The sequence below is a fragment of the Vibrio sp. 9-16B-A1 genome (assembly GCF_056726165.1).
In genome coordinates this window covers 205005-226022 of record NZ_JBSDZD010000004.1, presented here as the reverse complement: position 1 = coordinate 226022, position 21018 = coordinate 205005, and the positions used below count along the sequence as shown (strand labels likewise).

The window sequence follows — 21018 nt, the reverse complement described above, 5'->3', positions numbered from 1 at the left end:
GTTATGCAAGACCCATTACTCAACGCCCTGGTGTACATCAGCCGCTATTACGGGATTTCCAACTCCCCGGAAGCGCTGATCAACGGCCTTCCGCTGACAGATGGCAAACTGACCCCCTTCCTGTTCCCCCGCTCTGCTGAGCGGGCCGGGCTGGTAGTGCGGGAAAACCGTGCGGCGTTTGAGGAGATCCCTCAGCTGGTACTGCCTGCAGTACTGCTGCTCAAAGGCGGAGATGCCTGCGTGCTGGTCAGCGTCAACAACGAAACCCAGGAAGCCGAGGTCGTCACCGCTGACTCACACATGATGCCGGTGTCGCTCTCTCTTGAAGAGCTCGCCGCCCAGTACACGGGCCGCTACTTTCTGGTTAAAAAGCAGTTCCGCTACGATGAACGCTCACCGGAAATCCTCAAAACCCGTGACGGCCACTGGTTCTGGAGTACCCTGCTTGAATCACGCCATATCTACCGTGACGTGCTGATCGCCTCCATTCTTATCAACCTGTTTGCTATCGCCACGCCGATGTTCACCCGCCTGGTGTACGACAAAGTGGTGCCCAACCTGGCGTTTGAGTCCCTGTGGGTGCTCGCCTCGGGCATCCTGGTGGTGTTCGTATTTGATCTGATACTGAAACTGCTGCGCAGCTACTTTATCGATGTGGCCGGAAAAAAATCCGACGTACTGATCTCTTCCAAACTGTTTTCCAAAGTGATGGGGATCAGGATGGAATCACGACCACCTTCAGTCGGCGCTTTTGCCCGCCACCTGCAGGAGTTTGAATCGATCCGTGAGTTTTTTACCTCCGCGACCATCAACTCGCTGATCGACCTGCCTTTCGCCCTGCTGTTCCTGCTGGTGATCTGGCTGGTCGGCGGCCCGATTGTGCTGGTGCCAATCGTCGGTATTCTGTTGCTGGTGATCCATTCGATGCTGATCCAGGGCCCGCTGCGTAAAAGCATCGAAGAAGGCTCACGTCTGGCATCGCAGAAGTACGCCAACCTGATCGAGAGCCTGGCCGGCCTTGAAACCGTCAAAGTATTCGGTGCCCAGAGCCAGTTCCAGTACCGCTGGGAAGAGGCTGTGGCGCACATGGCAAACTGGAACATCAAAACCCGCCGCATCACTGACTCGATTCAGAACTCGGCCGGATTTATTCAGCAGGCGTCCAATATCGGTATGATCATTGTCGGTGTCTATCTGATTGCCGCCGGTGACCTGTCGATGGGTGGTCTTATTGCATCAACCATGCTGAGCGGCCGTGCAGTCGGTCCGCTGGTTCAGCTGTCGCTGCTCTCTACCCGCTACAACCAGGCCAAGTCAGCAATGACCATTATCGAACAGGTCATGGAGATGCCGGACGAGCAGGAGCCTGGCAAGCGCTACATCCACCGCCCGATCATCCAGGGCAAGATCGAGCTCGACCGGGTAACCTTTAACTACCCCGAATCTGAGCTGGCTTCGGTACGCGATGTCAGCCTGACGATTAACCCGGGTGAGAAAGTCGCCATCATCGGCCGGATTGGCTCGGGCAAGACCACCCTTGAACGGCTGATAATGGGCCTGTATAAGCCCACACAGGGTTCTGTGCGCATTGATGACACCGACATCAACCAGCTGCACTATGTGGACGTCAGGCGCAATATCGGCTGCGTACCACAGGATGTCACCCTGTTCTACGGCTCAATCCGCGACAACATCACCCTGGGCCAGCAGCTGGCCGATGACCGTGAAGTACTCGATGCGGCTAACCGCTCCGGTGTCACCGTATTTACCCAGCAGGACCCGGCCGGTCTGGAGCGTCAGGTGGGTGAAGGCGGTATTCTGCTCTCCGGTGGTCAGCGCCAGGCGGTTGCTATCGCGCGCGCTTTCCTTGGCCGCCCTCCGGTGATGCTGATGGATGAGCCCACCAGCTCGATGGATAACCGCTCAGAGATGCACATCAAACATCAGCTGGCGAGCCTGAAATCCGATGAGACGCTGATCCTGATCACCCATAAAACCTCCATGCTGGACGTGGTAGACCGGGTAATCGTGATGGAAAAAGGCGCGGTGATCGCCGACGGACCAAAGAACCAGGTTCTCAACGACCTGAAACAGGGCCGGGTCAGGGCAGTGAACTGACATCCCTAAAAAGACAAACAGGAGCCGGATGGCTCCTGTTTTTTTATCGCTTCAGATAGCGGGCGTGAAACGCTATATGTTCGCCAATGAAGCTGGAGATAAAGTAGTAGCTGTGGTCATACCCCGGCTGCATACGGATCTCAACGGATGAGCCGTGCAGTGCCGCCGCTTTTTCCAGCTCCGGCGTCAGCAACTGCTGATGCAAAAATGCATCGCTGTCACCCTGATCCACCAGCACCGGCAGTTTCGGGCCCTGCTTTGCCAGCAGCAGACTGGCGTCATACTGCTCCCACTGCTTTTTATCCTCTCCCAGATAAGCGCGAAACGCTTTCTGGCCCCACGGACAGGCGACCGGATGACAGATAGGGCTGAACGCTGATATTGAGCGATACCGCTCCGGCTCACTCAGGCCGATAGTCAGCGCGCCGTGCCCTCCCATACTGTGACCGGAAATCGCCCGGACAGAAGAAACCGGAAAGTGCTGCTCAATCAGCGCCGGCAGCTCCTGCACAATGTAATCACGCATCTGATAGTGCGCTGCCCAGGGCTGCTCAGTTGCGTTGAGATAGAAACCCGCCCCCTGCCCCAGATCGTACTCTGCATCATCCGCGACGTTTTCACCACGCGGACTGGTATCCGGCGCGACAATAGCGATCCCCGCCTCAGCCGCAGCGCGAAAAGCCCCGGCTTTCTGCATGAAGTTCTCATCAGTGCAGGTCAGTCCGGAAAGCCAGTACAGCACCGGAACCGGATTCTCTGCACTGGCACCTGGCGGCAGGAAAATGGCAAAACGCATATCGCAGTTAAGTGTGTCAGAGCGGTGACGATACTGCTTGTGCCAGCCACCAGAGACTTTATTCTGACTGATATTTTCAGGTGTCATTGCTTCTCCTCACCCGGCCGCCAAAACAGCGGCCGATATTAAGCGGATTTATTTATCCATGTGGATTACGGTACGGATACTCTTTCCTTCGTGCATCAGATCAAACGCTTCATTGACCTCATCCAGCCCCATGGTGTGAGTGATGAACTCCTGCAGACCAAACTCACCGGCCATATAACGCTCAACGATTTCCGGCAGCTCAGAGCGGCCTTTCACACCACCAAACGCGCTGCCACGCCATACGCGGCCAGTCACCAGCTGGAACGGACGGGTCGAGATCTCCTGGCCCGCACCGGCAACACCAATGATCACAGATTCACCCCAGCCCTTGTGACAACACTCCAGCGCCTGACGCATCACGTTGACGTTACCGATACACTCAAAGGAGTAATCCACACCGCCATCGGTCATCTCCACGATCACTTCCTGGATTGGCTTGTCAAAGTTTTGCGGGTTAATAAGATCGGTTGCACCAAGCTGCTCAGCCAGCTCAAATTTGCTCTCGTTGATATCAACACCAATAATGCGGCTGGCACCGGCCATACGGGCACCAATGATCGCAGACAGACCAATACCGCCCAGACCGAAGATCGCGACCGTATCACCCTTCTCTACTTTTGCCGTATTCAGCACTGCGCCCATACCTGTGGTTACGCCGCAGCCCAGCAGACAAACTTCTTCAAGCGGCGCTTCTTTGCTGACCTTAGCCAGTGAGATTTCCGGCAGTACGGTGTACTCAGAGAACGTTGAACAGCCCATGTAGTGGTAGATTGGCTGCCCGTCTTTGTAAAAACGGGTAGTCCCGTCCGGCATCAGACCTTTGCCCTGAGTCTCGCGTACCGCCTGGCACAGGTTGGTTTTACCGGATTTACAGAACTTACACTCGCCACACTCAGCGGTATAAAGCGGGATCACGTGATCGCCCACTTCCACGCTGGTCACGCCTTCGCCAACCATCTCAACAATACCGCCACCTTCGTGACCCAGGATAGACGGGAAGATCCCTTCCGGATCATCACCAGACAGGGTGAATGCATCAGTGTGACACACGCCCGTCGCGACGATGCGTACCAGTACCTCGCCGGCTTTCGGCAGCTGTACGTCAACTTCTTCCATTTTCAGTGGTTCACCGGCTGCCCACGCAACCGCTGCTTTTGATTTGATAAATTCCTGACCAGGTTTAATTTCAAGAGCCATGATTTGCATCCTCTGGTTTGCGGCATCCGGACATCGGCAGCCACTTCGTCTTAAGTTGTGCTCAGTATAATTACCCACTGAATTTTGATAATCCGGTTAAACAGCAAATCATTTTTACTGATTTGTAATAATGCTACTATGGACCCTCACCAGAAGCGCTGAGGAAAAGAATTATGGATAACTGGGAAGGGATCAGTGAGTTTGTCGCGGTCGCGCAGACCAACAGCTTTACCGGCGCTGGCAGGCAGCTCTCGACCTCGGTCGCTCAGGTCAGTCGCCGCGTCGCCCGGCTTGAGGAGCGTCTGGCGGTCAAGCTGCTCAACCGCACCACCCGGCGGGTATCGCTGACCGAAGCCGGCCAGCTCTACTATCAGCAGTGTGCACACCTCGTCGAAGGGCTGCGTCAGGCTGAACTGGCGGTAACCCAAATGCAATCCAGCCCTTCCGGTCTCATCAGGCTGACGGCACCGGTCAACTATGGCGAGCTCTACCTGGCACCTTTGCTGGTCGAGTTCATGCAGCAATACCCTCTGCTCGATATCAGGCTTGAGCTGACCAACCAGCGGCTGGACCTGATCGAGTCCGGTATCGATATGGCGGTCCGCCTTGGAAAGCTGGAAGACTCAACCCTTATCGCAAAACGGCTGGCAAGCCGCCAGCTGCACGTCTGTGCCAGTCCGGCCTACCTTGAACGTTATGGTGAACCTCATACCCTTTCAGAACTCGTCCAGCATCAGTGCCTGATGGGGTCGATAGAGTACTGGCGATTCAGGGATCAGGGTAAAGAGGCCGCCATCAGAGTTCACGGTCGGTTACGCTGTAACGGAGGTATCGCACTGGCGCAGGCTGCACGTCAGGGATTAGGCCTGGTACAGCTTCCTGATTATTACGTCCGCGAAGCGCTTGAGCGCGGCGAGCTGGTGGAAGTGCTGCGCGACTACCGGGAGTCCAAAGAAGGGATCTGGGCACTCTACCCGCAAAACCGCCACCTGCCCGCAAAAGTGAAGCTGCTGATCGACTTCCTGAGTGAACGGCTTGATTCTCAAAATTAAGACAGCAAATGGAAGTGCTGTCAGTTTACTCAGTAATAGTGGCAATATCTGTTGAATGAGCCCTTATGCTCACATTTCCCCTTGCAACATAGAGCATTAACTCAATATTATCCCACCCCGATCACATTTCAGTACAACCAATTGCTTTATAACGTTGTGCTCTCCTCTAACGAAGAATAAGGACTCCAAAATGAAACTTCGTAAGTCCCTGCTTGCACTGTCAGTAGGTATGATGATTGGCGGCGCGGCTCAGGCGTTTGAACTGACCGTTGCTCATGTAAACGACACCCACTCAGCATTCGAACCGGTTAAATCCAGCTTTAAAATGGAAGACACCGTGGTCTTCAACGAGTTTGGTGGTTACCCGCGCGTTTACCAGGAGTCTCTGGCCTACAAAGCCCAGGCGAAAAAGAATAACGACAGCTACCTGTTCCTGCACGGCGGCGATGCATTCCAGGGCAGTGCCTACTTCAAACTGAACCACGGCGCGATGAACGCCGACCTGCTGAGCCGTATGGGCCTGGATGCCATGGCAATGGGTAACCACGAGTTTGACCTGGGTACTCAAAAACTGGCCGATTTTGTTAACACCGTGAACTTCCCGATCCTGGCGGCAAACCTGGACATCAGCGGTGATGAGCACCTGAAAGGCAGCACCAACATTAAGCCTTATATCATCTATGAGTTCGACGGCTTCAACAAAACCCTGCTGACCGACGCCAAACAGGCGAAAAATCCGGAAAACCTGGTCGGTGTGGTTGGCTTTGCACTGGATGATATGAAAGACATCGCCAGCAAAACCGGCGGCGTAGAATTTGCTGACATGGTGAAATCGGCGCAGGACAGCGTGGATGCACTGAAAGCCATGGGCATCAACAAAGTCGTCGCGGTGACCCATATCGGTAACGCCCGTGACGTTGAACTGGCTTCAAAAGTAAACGGTATTGACCTGATTGTTGGCGGCCACTCGCACACCCTGCTGGGCGATTTCACCAACCTGGGTAAAGCTACCGAAGGCACTTACGCCCAAATGGTCGCCAACCCGGACGGCGGTAAAACCTGTATCGTGCAGGCCGGTGAGTCGGCTCAGGCGATTGGCCGGGTACGCGCTAAATTTGATGATGCAGGCAAAATCGCCGAATGTGGCGGTCACAATACCCTGCTGAGTAACGACGAGTTCTACGCGGACAAGTTCCGCACCACCAAACTGGCGGGTGCAGACAAAGTTGAGCAGTTCATCGAAGATCAGGACAACATCACTATCACTGAAGAAAACCCTGAGCTTCGCCAGACCATCGACAGCAAATACAAGCCAGCGCTGAACAAAGCCTACGGCGATGTGATCGCGTTTGTACCGGACACCATCAACCACGAGCGTCGTCCGGGTGACGGCGGCACAGACGAGCATGGCTCAGACGTAGCGCCAATCGTAGCCTGGGGCCAGTACGCATGGGCAGCCTCTGATGACGTTGCCAAAGTTGCCGGCATCAAAGCCGACTTCTCACTGGTTGGCGCCGGTGGCGTACGTCAGGACATCGCATTTGGCGACCTGCGTGAAGGCAACATCAGCCTGGAGCTGCTGCCATTCTCTAACGCCCTGTCTGTGGTTCCGCTGACTGGTAAAGAAGTGAAAGCCCTGCTGAGCTCTGCCATCACCGCAACCCTGCCGGAAGGCGCGCACGCGGGTAAATTCCCGTACGGCGGTAACCTGCGGTACACCTACCAGGAAACAGAGTCACTGAAAGATGGCAAGCTGGTTTCTGCGGAAGTAAACCGTGGCACACCAGAAAAACCTGACTGGCAGCCACTTAAAGACGCGGATACCTACAACGTAGTGATGGACGCCTACCACGCCAGCGGTAACGACGGCTGGTCAGTAGTGTTTGACGCTCAGACAGAGCGCTCAGGCCGCGTTGACCTGGCTTACGTGAACGGCAAGCTGACCGCTTTCCCGGTAGAGAAAATGCTGCTGAAAGAGAAAGTGAAAAAAGGCAAAACCGTGATGAGCAAGTCGGTGATGTACAAAGCGCACGAGCTGAACTGCAAAGCAGACGGCGTGAAGTGTAACAGTGACGCTAAAGCGGTAATCGAAACCATCAGACCGATGGAGACGCTGGAGCCACTGAAGTACGAGACTGTGACTTTTATTCGGGCTAAATAAGAATACAGCCTGTGGCGTTAGTCACAGGCTGATTTTCTTGGCTCGTGAGTTGTACTGGCTCATACCTGGACAGATGAGAGCTGACCGTTTTTATTCTCACTATCAACCACCACAAAACAAGTTCTCCCCCTTCAGCAAGGGGGAGTTAGAGGGGGTTTTCACAGCGATCACTGAATCCCTGCAAATACTCAGAGCTTGAGCGTGAAGCTGAATTCCCCTCCTAGCTAGTTACCACACTGGCGGGCAGAGTCGTTTCTTGGCGTGCTTTGGGCTGCTAATCACTATTGGACAAAAGTGTTTAGTAACCGCCGTATTAGGTTGAATTTAGCAAAGACACAGTAGCTCAAGGAAAAATCAAGCATGTATGAAAAACAGGGGCCTTACCGACGTTAACCCCTGACATACCCATACATTTCATTTACTAATGTAGTAAATGGAAATACCTGTTGTCATAAAGGTAACGCGCCAAGTTCAGTGATGTCTCATATTATCCTCGTAAGACCAACCACTTACGAGACCACCATGAAACCAGCGGCTAATGTATCCCGATATCTGCTATGCAGCTTTGCCTTTGTGCTGCTCTATCCCACTGCCATCGATCTCTATTTGGTTGCCTTGCCACAAATTGCCAACGATCTTTCTGCAAGTGAATCCCAACTTCATATCGCCTTTTCTGTTTATCTTGCGGGTATGGCTTCTACTATGGTGTTTGTAGGACGAGCTGCTGACCGTTTTGGCCGTAAACCTGTCGCCATGTGTGGGGCAGTGATCTTCTCGCTTGCTTCGACGTTAGCGGGTTCAGCGGAAACCAGTAATAGCTTCCTAGTTATGCGTTTCTTCCAAGGCGTTGGAGCGGCATGTTGCTACGTTGTAGCCTTCGCTATTTTGCGTGATACCTTAGATGACCAAATGCGGGCTAAAGTGCTTTCAATGCTTAATGGCATAACTTGTTCTATTCCCGTGCTAGCACCTGTTATCGGTAATCTGATCATGATTAAGTTTCCCCCTCTGGCAGGATAGTTGTCACTGTTAAAATTTAACCAGTTAGGGGCGGTAACAGAGTAAGTCATGTCTCGTTATCCGCAAGAAAGAAAAGATGCAATATTGAAGAAGTTGTTACCTCCGCACTCTCGGTCGGTAGTGGAAGTAGCAAAAGAAGAAGGCATCAGCGAAGCCACCCTGTACAATTGGCGAAAACAACTCAGAGAATCAGGAACCGCAGTGCCAAACAGTAATACCTCATCCGGGCAATGGTCAGCTCAAACCAAACTGGCCGTTGTCGCAGAAACTTTTTCCATGACTGAAAACGAACTGAGCCAGTACTGTCGTGAGAAAGGACTTTATCCTGAGCAGGTTAAAGAAGGGCGCTTTCATCAATTTTGAAGTTCTATTTTCCGACCTGCCTATGGTGTATATCCGAAAAGACCACCCAGCGATTGATCTGGAATGGAACTTGGAGACCTTCTTAAGCTACGCCCATATCAATGTTACATGGGAGAAAAACGACAGTTGGGCGTTGGATGAGATTTTGGCTGAGCAGGGACATACGCGCAATGTTAGCCTAACGATGGCAAGCTTCGAACAGGCGCTGTTTGTAGCAGAGAAGCCCAGCCATCTAATGTTAACCACGGCACCCAAGTATTGTCAGCGATATTGTGAACAACTGCACCCTAACTTGGTATCGCTGCCCATTCCAATTTCGCAAGAATATCAGCATAAGCTACTGATTCCATTTACGATGATCTGGCATAAGCGCAATAATCAGAATCCTAAAATCGTATGGTTAAGGGAGACAATAAAAAGCTTGTATAGCGTAAATTGAATATTCAGGTAACATATGAACAGCTCTCGCTAAATCATTGAGGTTAGGTAGGGACTTCCATTAGTTTTGGTACCACCCATTTAGAACGCTTTCCTCTATTCTGATACCGCTTTCAACTCATTTTGGGGCAAAGGTGTGTTTACCTTGATCAGCTCAGCACACCTCTGGACAGGAGTTTGTCAGTGATCTTGCTAATTTAGTGAACCACGGATTATCTAAAGTATAGAAAACTCTGGTTAGCATAAAACAATAGACTGAACCATTACTTTCCGTTCGCGCGTAACTAAGCTTCAGCACTTCTTGCCCAGTAGTTCCCGAGATGTTGGCTAGATCAATCGCTGGCAAGCACTTGGCGCAAATACTATCGGTGACTGTTGTGACATCGAGCCAAAACACATTAAAGCCCTAGCCGATTGGAAACGCTCCATATAGACAGGGCAAGATCATGAACGTTTTTTATCCAATGTTTGACCAAGGTTGACTTGATAAGGCCACCATGATCTTATACCCCTCTTTCGAGGAGTGACCATGAATATCGATACCATTAAAGAGCATTTCAGTATTATCCGTGACGAACGACAGAGCGCAAAGGTGGACTATCCGCTGTTCGACATCCTGTTTGGTTCTATCTGCGCAGTGATAGCCGGTGGCCAAGGCTGGACTGACATTCGCGAGTATGTTCTTGGTCACCATGAGTGGTTTCTTAAACACAACTTATTTGAAAATGGTGTTCCTGTTGATGACACCTTTGCCCGCCTGATAGCAAGCGTCGATCCAGCAGAGTTTCGAGACTGCTTTGTGGCCTGGATGAAGGCGGTGCATAAACTAACTTCTGGTGAAGTAGTTGCCATTGATGGCAAGACATTACGTGGCTCCTATGACAGAGACGACAGACAAAGTGCCATCCATATGGTTAGCGCATACGCCAGCGCCAACCAGCTGGTATTGGGGCAACTCAAAACCGAGAGCAAGAGCAATGAAATTACCGCGATACCTGCACTGATTAAGATGCTCGATTTGCGAGGTGCCATAGTGACGATTGATGCAATGGCCTGCCAGACTAAGATTGCCGATGTCATCACCAGCAAGGGTGGAGACTACTTATTAGCAGTTAAAGGTAACCAGGGTAAGTTAGCCGCCGCTGTACAGACGGCTTTTGCCCCGTACCGCCGAGCCCCGGTTGATGAAGCTACATGTCAAATTGAGAAGCAGAAAGGCCGTGTTGAAGCGCGCACCTGCCATGTATTGAATGCGAGTGACCTTGAAGGGGACTTCTCAGCCTGGAGCAACCTCACCAGCATCGTGATGGTCGAAAACTACCGGGCAACAAAAGGTAAAGAGCCAGAACTGGAGTACCGCTACTACATCAGTTCAGCTTAGCTAACTCCAGAGCAGGCAGGGAATGCTATCCGCGCTCACTGGGGCATTGAGTCAATGCACTGGATTTTGGATGTGAGTATGCGGGAAGATGCTTGTCAGATTTACCGGGAAAATGCGGCTGAAAATCTGGCGGGGTTAAGGCATATGTCGTTGAATATGCTCAGAGCTGAGTCCACAAAGATCAGCGTGCCAATGAAGCAGAAGCGCTGCATGATGAATCCCGCCTTCTTAGAACAAGTCCTTCTGGCCGGATTTACCTCAATGGCTAAATCCTAACCATTCATGCGGACACCCTGCCCATATAGATCTTCAACTAGAATGAAATAAATAGAGAACAAATAGAGAAATTTGTTCTCTATTTATAAGCGACACCTCTAAGTACACTAATAAAAAACAACGAAATGAAGTAGTAACTGATGAGTGACACGCAACGGAAAATTAAATGGGGTATTGCAGGCCTAGGCAATATCGCTAATCGATTCACAACGGCATTAACAGAGCACTGCCTGCATAGTGAACTCTATGCACTTTCAGCAAGAGACCAATCACGCGCAGCCACATTTGCCAACAAATTTGGTTGTAAAAAGGCTTATGGTTCTTATGAAGAGATGGCTAACGATCCAAACGTTGAAGCCGTTTACATTGCCACTGTTCACCCATACCACAAACCACTGGCCGAATTATTTCTAAGCAATAACAAACACGTATTGGTCGAGAAACCTGCGTTTACCAACCTTGCTGACTGGATTGAAATGAAAGCCCTCGCGAAGCAAAATGGCGTGATGTTACTAGAGGCGATGAAAACCGTCGTGTTTCCCGCGTATCGCGAGCTCAAATCATTCTTGGTCGATAACGACATTCAGATAGATTCTATAGAAGCCAGCTTTGGCAACCAGCATGACTATGATCCTGAGTTGTTTATCTTCAATCCTGATTTAGCAGGCGGAGCAACGCTCGATGTGGGTGTATACGGGCTTTGGTTCTTCTACGATTTGTGCCGCATTCTGGGAGTGACCCCTTCAAAACCTCAAGTCAAGATATCGTGTCTTTATGAAGGCTCAAATGTCGATACCGATGTCTGCTTTAAATTCTCAGGAAACATTAGCGGCACCATATCAGCATCAACAGTTCAAAATCTTCCTCGCACCGCACGTTTGACTGGGCCTGATATTGACATCACCATTCAAGAAAAATGGTGGAATCCGACCTGTATTGAGATTGAACATCAAGGAAAGAAGTCAACCATTGACTGCCGAGTGAAGGGGAATGGATTCGAGTTTGAAATCGATCATTTTTCAGAGCTAGTTCTTCAAGGCAAAACTGAATCGGGTATCCTAAGCTCAGAGATAACCTCTCGAGTTCTCTATACGATGGAAAAAGCACTCATTGATTCTGGCTATCAACATTTAACTCAACCTCGTCGTTAGGAAAACAAATTGGGCAACCTTAAGCGCAAGCTGGAACTGTATGAAAAGATATTTCAGGCTTTCGGGCCTGGAGTATCACACTGCCAAGTCAACCAACTGGCCGCACTGCTGCACGTAAGTGAACGTCACGTTCAAACCTTACTCAAAGCAATGACAGCGCAAGGCTGGATTGAATGGCAAGCCAGTTCAGGCCGCAGAAAGAAAGCACGACTAACTTGTTTCGTTGAGCCCATTGAAGCATGTTACCGATACGCACAAATCCAAGCTGAAGCAGGCAACATAGAGCAAGTGTTTAACACGTTAAGCTTCAATGGCCGAAATTCAGGCTCTGAACTGCAAGCTTTTCTCAGCAGTACCAATCAATCGGTACAGAATGTCGCCTATATCCCCTTTCACCGAGAATTAGAGGAGCTTCATCCTCAACGTGTCCTTAGACGCACTGAACGGTTTTTGGTGATGCAAATTTGCCAACGCCTAACGTTCGTTCAACACGATAAAGTCTGTGGTGATTTAGCTTATCACTGGCAACAAAATCACGACGCCACGCAATGGAGATTCCAAGTTCGTAATGGTGTGCAATTCCATAACGGTCGAACGCTTGAACCTCAAGACATAGCACACTGCCTCAACCTACTCTCTCAAAGCCCAAAATGGCGCCGCTGTTATCAGCATATTGAGGAGGTCTCTGTCTCGGAAGGCAATGTTATCGTCGTGAATTTGAATCAGCCTGATTGGCATTTACCACGCACACTTGCCAGAGCTGAGGCTTCGATTTTTGAATACTCATCAACCAAACGTCTGATTGGTTCTGGCGCTTTCTCATTAGACATTTTCTCGAGCAAAATGCTGAGGTTGAGCCGCAATAGCGCTTATTCACACGACACACCTATTCTCAATCGAGTCGAGCTGTGGGTCTATCCTGAATGGGCACAAAGTAAAGCTTGCGCTCAGAATCATATATGCATGAAACTGCCCGAAAAGACGATTACCGTGAGTGGTGATGGGTATTCTTCTCAACAGAATTTCAGTTCAACGTTTCTCAAAGTTCAAAACCCAGCCTTGTCTAAAGCACTTTGCGAGGTCAATGTTGAAGATACCTCTGAATGCCAAACCCTGTTCAAGCAATTATCAGCTCCTAGCGAGAACTACGTTAGTGTCGAATATGGACACTACCTAACCAACAAAGACGCCTCGATATGCAGCATTATTGATGAGAACAATACCTTTACCTCGTGGTTAAGCTTCTTCTATCGCTTCCCGTTTGAGGACTTAAGGCTACCTATTGAGATATTAGATATAATCGAACAAAGCTTGGCTTCAATTCGACAGGAACCGAACTTTGAGCTAGCGACGGACGCATTGTTGGCGCTTCGATATTGGTTAAATAATTCTGGAATAGTGGTCGAGCTCAAGCAAGAAGTATTTAATTTGAACGTTTCTGAAAAAATACACGGTGCAGAAGTGAATGGTTTTGGTTGGTGCAATCTAGACAAGTTGTGGATTAGCCATTTGTAAATGGTGACCATATTAAAGATAAGCTTTTAGGCACAAGGGCTTATAATTGACATTCCGCTACCAATAACGAAGGTTGGATTAATTCTGTTATTATGACCTTAGTTACCTACTCGAATAATTGCCTAAACGCTTAGCAATTCGAACTGAGCTTCTTTTCAGGTGAGGGAAAGTTAGGCAAGATTCAATAGCCCCTATTAATGACTCATCACCCGAAACCGGGGCACAGGCTTTTCAGAAGAAAAGAAAAGCCTGTATGTATCAGCGCTTATCAGCAGTCTGTTTGCTCTGAGAGCCTCAGAGCGTCTTCCAGTTCCACTCCAAGGTAACGAATAGTGTTATCTAGCTTCGAGTGCCCCAGTAAAATCTGTACCGCTCTGATGTTTTTTGTTTTGGCATAGATCAAGGTTGCTTTAGTACGGCGCATGGAATGAGTGCCATAGTAGTCCGCATTCAATCCAAGTTTTACTGCCCAGTTCCTGATAATCGATCGATAGAATGAGTAGCTGATAGGTTGTCCTTTTCGGCGACCACTTGGAAACAAAAAACTGCTTGCCTCTAAGGATGCCGAGTAGATCCATCGGCTAATACTTTGTTGCGTTCTCGGGGTAATCTCGTAGTGGACGTCGGTGCCAGTTTTTTGCTGGATGCATTGAACCCTTTCATAGATTACACCTTGCGAAGAAACATCATATACATGCAGCCTTAGTAAATCACTTGCCCTTAATTTGCTATCAATGGCTAAGTTCAATAGTGCAAGCTGCATTAGGTCGCTTTCAAGCTCTAGCCTAGTTCTAATTCGCCAAATTTCTTCCAACTTGAATGGTCGTTTAATGCCGCTGCATTTTCCCGAAGATAACTTTCTCATGTTGACCTCCTCTTCGATATTATTGGTCAACATAAAGTCTGGCTATAAACTGAAACTGTTCCAGCCTGATAGCCATCGATCACGCTGTCGTTCAGGGTGCTCAGAATCATCCGTGGACAAAAGCTAGTTATGAATTCCCAAAGGCTGTGAGTTCTTGGATAACTACTGCTATGACAAAGCATTCCATTCTCCCACTACAAACCAGCGACCAGTTTTAACCCACCACTAAACTATATGGTATTCTATGATAACGAAGCTTAACCACTAGGACTCAAAGGCCTCCGCCCTGATGAAGCCTGCTACATGAGCTGGGTTAACCATTGTCAATACTTATAAGCGCTGTTAGCAATCTTACACAATAAAGAGAATTCAAATGTATAACACCGTTAGTGATGAACAAATCGATAATGAAATTGAATCAAGATATCGACCACATGCAACGAATGCAAGCAGCCGAGATTTGCCATTATGTGAGCTAAGCGATAGGGACTTCGAAATACTTACCTATCAATTAATTAAAGAAGAACCACCCTCCCGCTGGTAGAGCTTTCCAATCCTTCGATGCCGCATTCTGTATACCAACTAACCCAGCGACCTATTGAAGAACGGGCTGCAGTGTAACCCTCCCCAAAAAACTGGTCACTATTCAGGAAACACCCAAAGCGCAACGACAGCTTCAACTGGTTAAAGAGTTCATAGATGATTTCCCCAGTGCTGATGTTTCACTGCAGGAACTAGCAAACTTAGCTTCATTTAGTCCTTTTCATTTGGTAAGAGCCTTCCAGAAAGCCTATGGATTCCCTCCTCATGCTTATCAAGTGCAAGCAAGATTGCGAATGGCGAAAAAGCTAATTAAGCAAGGGCACAAAATCTTACATGCAGCTCAACAAGCAGGGTTTCATGATCAAAGCCATTTCCACCGCCACTTTAAGAAAGCTACGGGGATTACTCCGGGTCAGTATGCTAAACAGATAAGTTAAGTTGTAGTGGTCAAGGAGAATTGGCCACGGTTTTAGAGTTTTCCCAGTACAGCCGTTCAGACTCATTGGGTGTAAGCCCACCATTGTATTGATGCGGCCTGAGTTGGCTGTAATAGCCCGTGATGTATCGGGTTATGTGTTCTCGTGCTTCACTAAAGCTCCGATAGCCCGATACTGGTATCCATTCTGTCTTTAGGCTTCTGAAGAATCGCTCCATTGGACTATTGTCCCAGCAATTGCCTCGTCTGGATAGACTTTGTTTGATTTGATAGCGCCACAACAACTGCCGATATGAGCGACTTGTATAATGACTCCCTTGGTCACTGTGGAACATTACTCCTTTCGGTTTACCCCGTGATTCAAACGCCATAGACAAAGCTTTTCCGGTCAATTTTCTGTCGGGGGACACAGACATTGCTCAACCGATGGGTTTCTTCGCAAACAGGTCAATGACAACCGCAAGATACATCCAACGCTGACTTGTCCAGACATACGTTACATCACCAACCCAAACTTGGTTCGGCGAGGTAACGGCAAATTGGCGATACAGATGGTTCGGGATCTCCACGTGCTCTTGCGATGCTTTTCTATAACGATGTTTTGGTGTTTGGAAGCTTACCAACCCTAATGATTTCAATATCTTAGATGCTCGATAACGTGTCAGTTTTACGCCTTGTGCCGTAACCATATCGGCAATACTTCTTGCCCCAGCAGAGCCGTTGCTTGCCGCATGAACCTATTTAACGAGACTTTTCAGTTTCACTAATTCTGGGGAGACGCTTTTGGGACGACTACGCCAGTATCTATAACTACTGCGGTGGACACCGAACACATGACACAAGGTTTTCACACTAAAGTTCTGCCAGGAGTGGGTTGGTTTTGCCGTCAGAAAACAAAGAGGCATCAGGGTCACCGAAAAACCACCACCTATTAGAGAATAGAGAAAACAGACACTGTCGGATATGGTCGTTCCAAAATGCCTTCTATCAACGCTCAACAGAAGAATGCCATATTAACGATCCACTACATCGTTCTTACCAATCTTTGACAGAGCGGTACAAACGCCAAATCGTTTTTCTTATATAATTTCGCTGAATGTTTTGGCGATTTTTGCTCGCTTGTTATCACTGAAATAAATGGATAGACCAATGAAAGCGCGTTTTCTTCTTTTGCTCCTCGTTTTATCGGGCTGCTCTGATATAGTTCAAAGCCACTATGATAATTACCTGCAGGCTCAAGCGGATCAACTCTTTGAAAGAGGGTGGCTGCCAGATGTTCTGCCTGTGTCGACCACGCAAATTGAGGTAGCGAATAATCTGGACAACAACACCTCTCAAGGTTCGTTTGTCGTTGCAGAGAAAGAAATGGCGCAGTTTCTTAGCCAGCTACAGCTTTTAGAGACCGCAAATCAATATCGATTTTCATCGGACAATAGTGTCTGGATTTTTACACTGGAAGAAGCGGGTAAGGTAAGTTACCAACTTAGCGAATACCACAGTGAGATGAAATAACGAGAACAAGATGAATTACTTTGACAGTCCATTTTCGGGTAAGCCTATCTAAAAGAAAATTACCAATCCTAATACATCGTTGGGCGGCCTAGCCGCTACTCTGGTTATTATCATGGCCACGGTTTTGATAATTGCGTGCGCTACCTAAATCCAGAGCGAAATGATGTGGACAAACTGATCATCGGCAGCTTTTGCTTAGTTGGCTCAGGCGCGGTGTTCATGATGGCAGGAAACAAGGCCATAGAACGGATTGGATCAACACTTTTCCTTTCTTACACCAACAAAATCCTAATTTCTCAATATCATAATTAAGCCTGAACTATCGCGTTATGAACTTAAAACTGTAAGTTGAGCAATGATACCACTGCTTGAAATACGGTCACCAATCCCCATATAGACAGTATCCGAGCCTTTACCCATCTACACATATGTCAACAGTCAGCAAAGATTTTGAGTATTACCGTAGTCTTCACATCGACATCTTGTTGCTCATGGCGCTACTGGCCGAAATCATTATGTGGTGGAATGGGCTAATCGCGATGCAAGCCAAATGGCAGTGGGACTTCCAGGCCAATACTATTAAACACCGGCGTGTACTCTCAATTCCCAGATTAGGGCGAGAAGTGCGGAAGCATCGACGCTACCACATTCGAGAGCAACAATACTGATGGGCAATCATAGAATATCAACGGTTAACGCACTTCTGTGGGATGACAGAATTATGAGGGGATCCGCCAGTGCCTCACCTTACCCAACACAGGGTAGAAGAGTTTTCCATCTACCCATTGGCTCGCCATTTATCTTGTTATCCGAATACGAGTTTCTAACGTTTCCTCGTAAATATCTTCAACATGATAAGGCTCTATCGGTTCATTAGAAATAATCCATTCACCTATGATTAAATCGTCTTCCGTTTTGATCGAAATACAATTGCCATCAACAAGCACAATGTTGAGGCCAAAGTCATAAATGACAACCTCTGAAGAAGGGATAAAGACTTTAAAGTTTTCTTTTACTGCTTTACGACTGCGTAACCTAACGACTTCTATAAATTCTATTGCCTTAGATTCTTCGAAAAGCTTTACCTCCTCAAGTTGCCCTGCCTTAACGTCTTTTGGGTTCAATTCATGAATAAATCTTGCAATAGGCAAATGAAAGTCATGACCTTGAGGGCTGGTATACCAATCGTTGCTTAACTCAATAAAACCGGTAGGTATCTGGAAAAATAAAGAATAGAGGCTCGTCACTGTAACTGTATTCGATTCAAAGCTAGTGCCCTCACTGCTCGCCATCACTTTACATTTTAGCCCTATGATGGATCGTAGTGCCTGTATAGATTCATCATCCATCTGATAATTTAGCGTTTCCATTCTCTACCACCCTAACTCTGACTAACACGATTAATTAATGTAAATTTAATCCTGACTATTAACAAGAAAATTCTTCAAATCTCCTCATGGTTGGACACTTGATCTTATTATTCGTGATAGGTGATTAGAATGCGGGGTTTATGACGCGCTTACGGTAGATCACTCTATGCCTTCAGATAACTTTTATAGGGAAAACGCACGCCCTTAGATTTTGTAGAGTATTAGCTCTGAATGATTTAGGGGCATTTTTGAGTCATGAATAGCGGTAAATAGATGCATTAACCGCCATCTTGGTATGAGAGTTACTCTCTTGCCACTTGGAGCATTAGACTGGGTCGATGATCTCTTCAGTTTCGGAGACAGGCTCCACCATGTTTGGCTGTTCCACGTCAAAAAGTTTGCATAGCTTAGTTTTCATCAGTGATCGCCGGCAGTCAAAAAATGCCTCAAAATCATTAAACTGAAGAGATAGCTCTGTAGGGATGTAATTTTGGTCACGGTATAACGGTTCATTTGTGACTTCCTCAGCAACCCATTTATTCAACGCTTTCGCTTGCTTTTCGACATTCTCCTGACCTTCCAGCAGTTGTAGGTTTGGCAATAGGTCGCGTTTGCTCTGCCAGTCGCGAATAGCTTCTTCTTCCAGCCCCATGCTTTCCAGTTTTGTCCACTTAAAGCCGGATGCAGGATGCATGTGATCTTGGTGAAAGTTCACCTTATCCAATTTAAGATCAGGATAGAGGAGTGACAGCACCATGAAGGTAAATGCCCCTTTTGAGCGTTCCAGTAATTCGTCAATATCGTCGTGATCAATGGTCAGTTTCTTACCACCGGCAAGTCGGGTGTGCTTGAATTTACCAAAATCAAACATGTTTGATTTTAACAAGTAACCCTCATCCCCCTTTTGGCGCAAACCTTCTCGCAGGCCATTCAAGGCCGTGTCTGCTTGGCCGCTATAAACCTGCTTGAGTAAGCTGTGTATCACCAGTTTATGCAGTTGACCTTTGATCTCTTGATTAACAACACCGCCTTTTAGTAGATAGTAGGCAATGGGGGTCGCTGCATAGTGTGAGGACAATCGTTTCTTATTAAAACCAAAGTCACGGAGCATTACTGCTGTTCGCTTCAGCGCCTGACTGATGTCCATCCAGCGATGCTTAATGACCTCGATGGTCTCTTTGTTAAACGACCGGACTTTAAAGCTCATTGGTGCGTCGACAAGGAACAAGCAGGTACGCATCAAAAAGTCAGTGTTGAAGCTAAACAATCCGTCTTCCCCATTCAGTTCATCCAGCAACTCTTCGATTTGCTCTCGTCCGTTTTCCCAGTGTGCAACAAGGGTTGAAAACAGCAGATCCGATTTCGACAATATGTTGCCACCACTGTTTACCCTGACAAAAATATCCAGAATTTCATCTAGCTCTTTGCCGGTTACTTTGAAATAACTTATCAAATCGGGTTGATACATCTTTCGCTTCAACAGGTCGAGTTTTCGTCTTGCTAAACTGCGCTTAGCGTTAAGATGAGCTGCCCCATCGTCATTTTGAGCAAGTAGTGGGTCTAAGATATCATATGGGTCGTCATCCACCGTATATTCGAGGATGTCCCTTACCCGGAAGTAATAGCGATCAGTTGAGCTTTCACCAGCTTGTTGCTCCGTCAGGAAACAAAACTCGTATTCATCAGCATCGCCCAGCAAATTCAGGTAAAATTCCCGTTTGGGGTACGAGGAATCCTTGGCTCTTTTGGCGTACTTAGGGCGGCTTTGATAAATACCTTGCAACGCTATGTACATCGAGCTGATGCGCTGCTGCCCATCTAGGACACCTGTTATATCGTGCGGAAAACTATAATTCACCAATGCATTCTTTGAATCACGTTCATGATAATTTTTTAGAAATTCGTAGAACGTATAGGCATTCGCATTGCCTTGATCTAGCTCCCAAAACAAGAAGGTGCCGATGGGATAATCACGCATTATAGAGTCAAAAAGGGTACAGATTTTCTCTTCCCGCCACACAAATTTACGTTGAATTGCTGGCAGGTAATATTTGTTCTTATTGATTTCACTAATCAAATCCGAGATTGACAGACTTGCATAAGCCATGTGATTTACTACCTTGTCGTGTTTCAAAATTCAGTTCGGCAACGCGCTGATGGCTGTTCAGCCATTTTTGGAGTCAACCGTAGATGTTGTGTGAACAGTGCAGACCATGTTTGTTGTTCTACACCAATTGAACGTAAGAAATAGAATAACGATAATAACCTAAATAATTTTTACTTTACAATCACTTAAACATAAAAGATTGTAGCTCGTTATGGCTTATACCACAAAGGTACATGGGTGTGTGATGCTCTCTCGATCATCTAGACACTTTACTTACATGAGTAAATTTAGGTCAAATGATGACTTGATGAAGTAAAAGATGACAATGCTCTAAATAAGAATGGGGCAAAAATGAGTTAGACCAACCTATCAGGCACGATATGTATTCCCACGCTGGAGCATGGGAGCAAGGATTTGGCAGGTCGATGAGGGGCAGCTCAAGATCAGCTGTTTCGATATGAGATCGCTGTGGAACCCCCTCTAACTCCCCCTTGCAAAGGGGGAGAACCTGTTTTGTGCAAACTGGGTACATGGTTTACATAGTCAACCGGGATCAAAACCGGTACAGGAAGTGGGGAAAACGCGACAGGAGGATCTGTCAGATTTGGTGACGTCTTGCTTTGTCTCAGA

General features: G+C 48.0%; 12 protein-coding genes and 8 pseudogenes. 14 read left to right on the top strand and 6 right to left on the bottom strand.

Annotation, left to right across the window (positions count from 1 at the left end; translation table 11 throughout):
* Nucleotides 1–3: 3 nt before the first annotated feature.
* On the top strand, nt 4–2118 hold the full coding sequence (locus tag ACVB80_RS08965) for a type I secretion system permease/ATPase (protein WP_481080939.1): 2115 nt from the start codon (nt 4–6) through the stop codon (nt 2116–2118).
* Nucleotides 2119–2161: 43 nt separating this feature from the next.
* Here ACVB80_RS08965 and fghA read toward each other — a convergent pair whose 3' ends face one another.
* Together fghA and ACVB80_RS08955 are read right to left on the bottom strand one after the other, a co-directional pair.
* Entirely contained in the window at nt 2162–3001 is an 840-nt protein-coding gene (fghA, locus tag ACVB80_RS08960; RefSeq protein WP_481080938.1) for an S-formylglutathione hydrolase, read from the bottom strand.
* A gap of 48 nt (nt 3002–3049) precedes the next feature.
* Nucleotides 3050–4198 carry an S-(hydroxymethyl)glutathione dehydrogenase/class III alcohol dehydrogenase gene (locus ACVB80_RS08955; protein ID WP_481080937.1) on the bottom strand — a complete coding sequence of 383 codons (1149 nt, stop codon included), beginning with the start codon at nt 4196–4198 and terminating at the stop codon, nt 3050–3052.
* A gap of 173 nt (nt 4199–4371) precedes the next feature.
* On the opposite strand from ACVB80_RS08955, the gene ACVB80_RS08950 reads away from it, so the two are divergent.
* From ACVB80_RS08950 to ACVB80_RS08910, 9 genes and pseudogenes are all read left to right on the top strand, one after another.
* Nucleotides 4372–5250: a LysR family transcriptional regulator gene (locus ACVB80_RS08950; RefSeq protein ID WP_481080936.1), complete on the top strand. Its 879-nt coding sequence runs from the start codon at nt 4372–4374 to the stop codon at nt 5248–5250.
* A 190-nt stretch (nt 5251–5440) separates the two neighbouring features.
* Nucleotides 5441–7411, top strand: a complete 1971-nt coding sequence (locus tag ACVB80_RS08945; protein WP_481080935.1) for a bifunctional metallophosphatase/5'-nucleotidase — start codon at nt 5441–5443, stop codon at nt 7409–7411.
* Nucleotides 7412–7933: 522 nt separating this feature from the next.
* Nucleotides 7934–8416 (top strand): annotated as a pseudogene (locus ACVB80_RS08940) (MFS transporter); the annotation flags it as partial.
* A gap of 63 nt (nt 8417–8479) precedes the next feature.
* Nucleotides 8480–8794: a transposase gene (locus ACVB80_RS08935; protein WP_481080934.1), complete on the top strand. Its 315-nt coding sequence runs from the start codon at nt 8480–8482 to the stop codon at nt 8792–8794.
* A pseudogene (locus ACVB80_RS08930) lies at nt 8781–9233 on the top strand (LysR substrate-binding domain-containing protein); the annotation flags it as partial. The gene ACVB80_RS08935 and the pseudogene ACVB80_RS08930, both read left to right, overlap by 14 nt.
* 336 nt (nt 9234–9569) lie before the next feature.
* Nucleotides 9570–9665: pseudogene (locus tag ACVB80_RS08925) on the top strand (homocysteine S-methyltransferase family protein); the annotation flags it as partial.
* 96 nt (nt 9666–9761) lie between these two features.
* A pseudogene (locus tag ACVB80_RS08920) lies at nt 9762–10889 on the top strand (ISAs1 family transposase).
* A 140-nt stretch (nt 10890–11029) separates the two neighbouring features.
* Nucleotides 11030–12040 carry a Gfo/Idh/MocA family protein gene (locus ACVB80_RS08915; protein ID WP_481080933.1) on the top strand — a complete coding sequence of 337 codons (1011 nt, stop codon included), beginning with the start codon at nt 11030–11032 and terminating at the stop codon, nt 12038–12040.
* A 9-nt stretch (nt 12041–12049) separates the two neighbouring features.
* A complete protein-coding gene (locus tag ACVB80_RS08910; RefSeq protein WP_481080932.1) occupies nt 12050–13555 on the top strand; it encodes an SgrR family transcriptional regulator in 1506 nt (501 codons plus the stop codon).
* Between the two features lie 268 nt (nt 13556–13823).
* Here ACVB80_RS08910 and ACVB80_RS08905 read toward each other — a convergent pair whose 3' ends face one another.
* Nucleotides 13824–14420, bottom strand: coding sequence for a tyrosine-type recombinase/integrase (locus ACVB80_RS08905; protein WP_069546410.1), 597 nt, complete (start codon nt 14418–14420; stop codon nt 13824–13826).
* A 659-nt stretch (nt 14421–15079) separates the two neighbouring features.
* On the opposite strand from ACVB80_RS08905, the pseudogene ACVB80_RS08900 reads away from it, so the two are divergent.
* A pseudogene (locus ACVB80_RS08900) lies at nt 15080–15400 on the top strand (helix-turn-helix transcriptional regulator); the annotation flags it as partial.
* Between the two features lie 10 nt (nt 15401–15410).
* Here the strand turns inward: ACVB80_RS08900 and ACVB80_RS08895 are convergent.
* Nucleotides 15411–16262, bottom strand: a pseudogene (locus ACVB80_RS08895) (IS3 family transposase); the annotation flags it as partial.
* Nucleotides 16263–16548: 286 nt separating this feature from the next.
* Here ACVB80_RS08895 and ACVB80_RS08890 point away from each other — a divergent pair.
* The 3 genes and pseudogenes from ACVB80_RS08890 to ACVB80_RS08880 all read left to right on the top strand — a co-directional run.
* Nucleotides 16549–16911, top strand: a complete 363-nt coding sequence (locus tag ACVB80_RS08890; protein WP_481080931.1) for a YbbD-related protein — start codon at nt 16549–16551, stop codon at nt 16909–16911.
* Between the two features lie 58 nt (nt 16912–16969).
* A pseudogene (locus ACVB80_RS08885) lies at nt 16970–17210 on the top strand (type B chloramphenicol O-acetyltransferase); the annotation flags it as partial.
* Between the two features lie 174 nt (nt 17211–17384).
* A pseudogene (locus ACVB80_RS08880) lies at nt 17385–17579 on the top strand (IS4 family transposase); the annotation flags it as partial.
* 129 nt (nt 17580–17708) lie between these two features.
* On the opposite strand, the gene ACVB80_RS08875 reads toward ACVB80_RS08880, so the two are convergent.
* Together ACVB80_RS08875 and ACVB80_RS08870 are read right to left on the bottom strand one after the other, a co-directional pair.
* Nucleotides 17709–18281: a hypothetical protein gene (locus ACVB80_RS08875; protein WP_481080930.1), complete on the bottom strand. Its 573-nt coding sequence runs from the start codon at nt 18279–18281 to the stop codon at nt 17709–17711.
* 325 nt (nt 18282–18606) lie between these two features.
* The gene (locus ACVB80_RS08870) at nt 18607–20388 is read right to left on the bottom strand and encodes a DUF262 domain-containing protein (protein WP_481080929.1); all 1782 of its coding nucleotides are present in this window, start codon (nt 20386–20388) and stop codon (nt 18607–18609) included.
* Between the last annotated feature and the right edge of the window lie 630 nt (nt 20389–21018).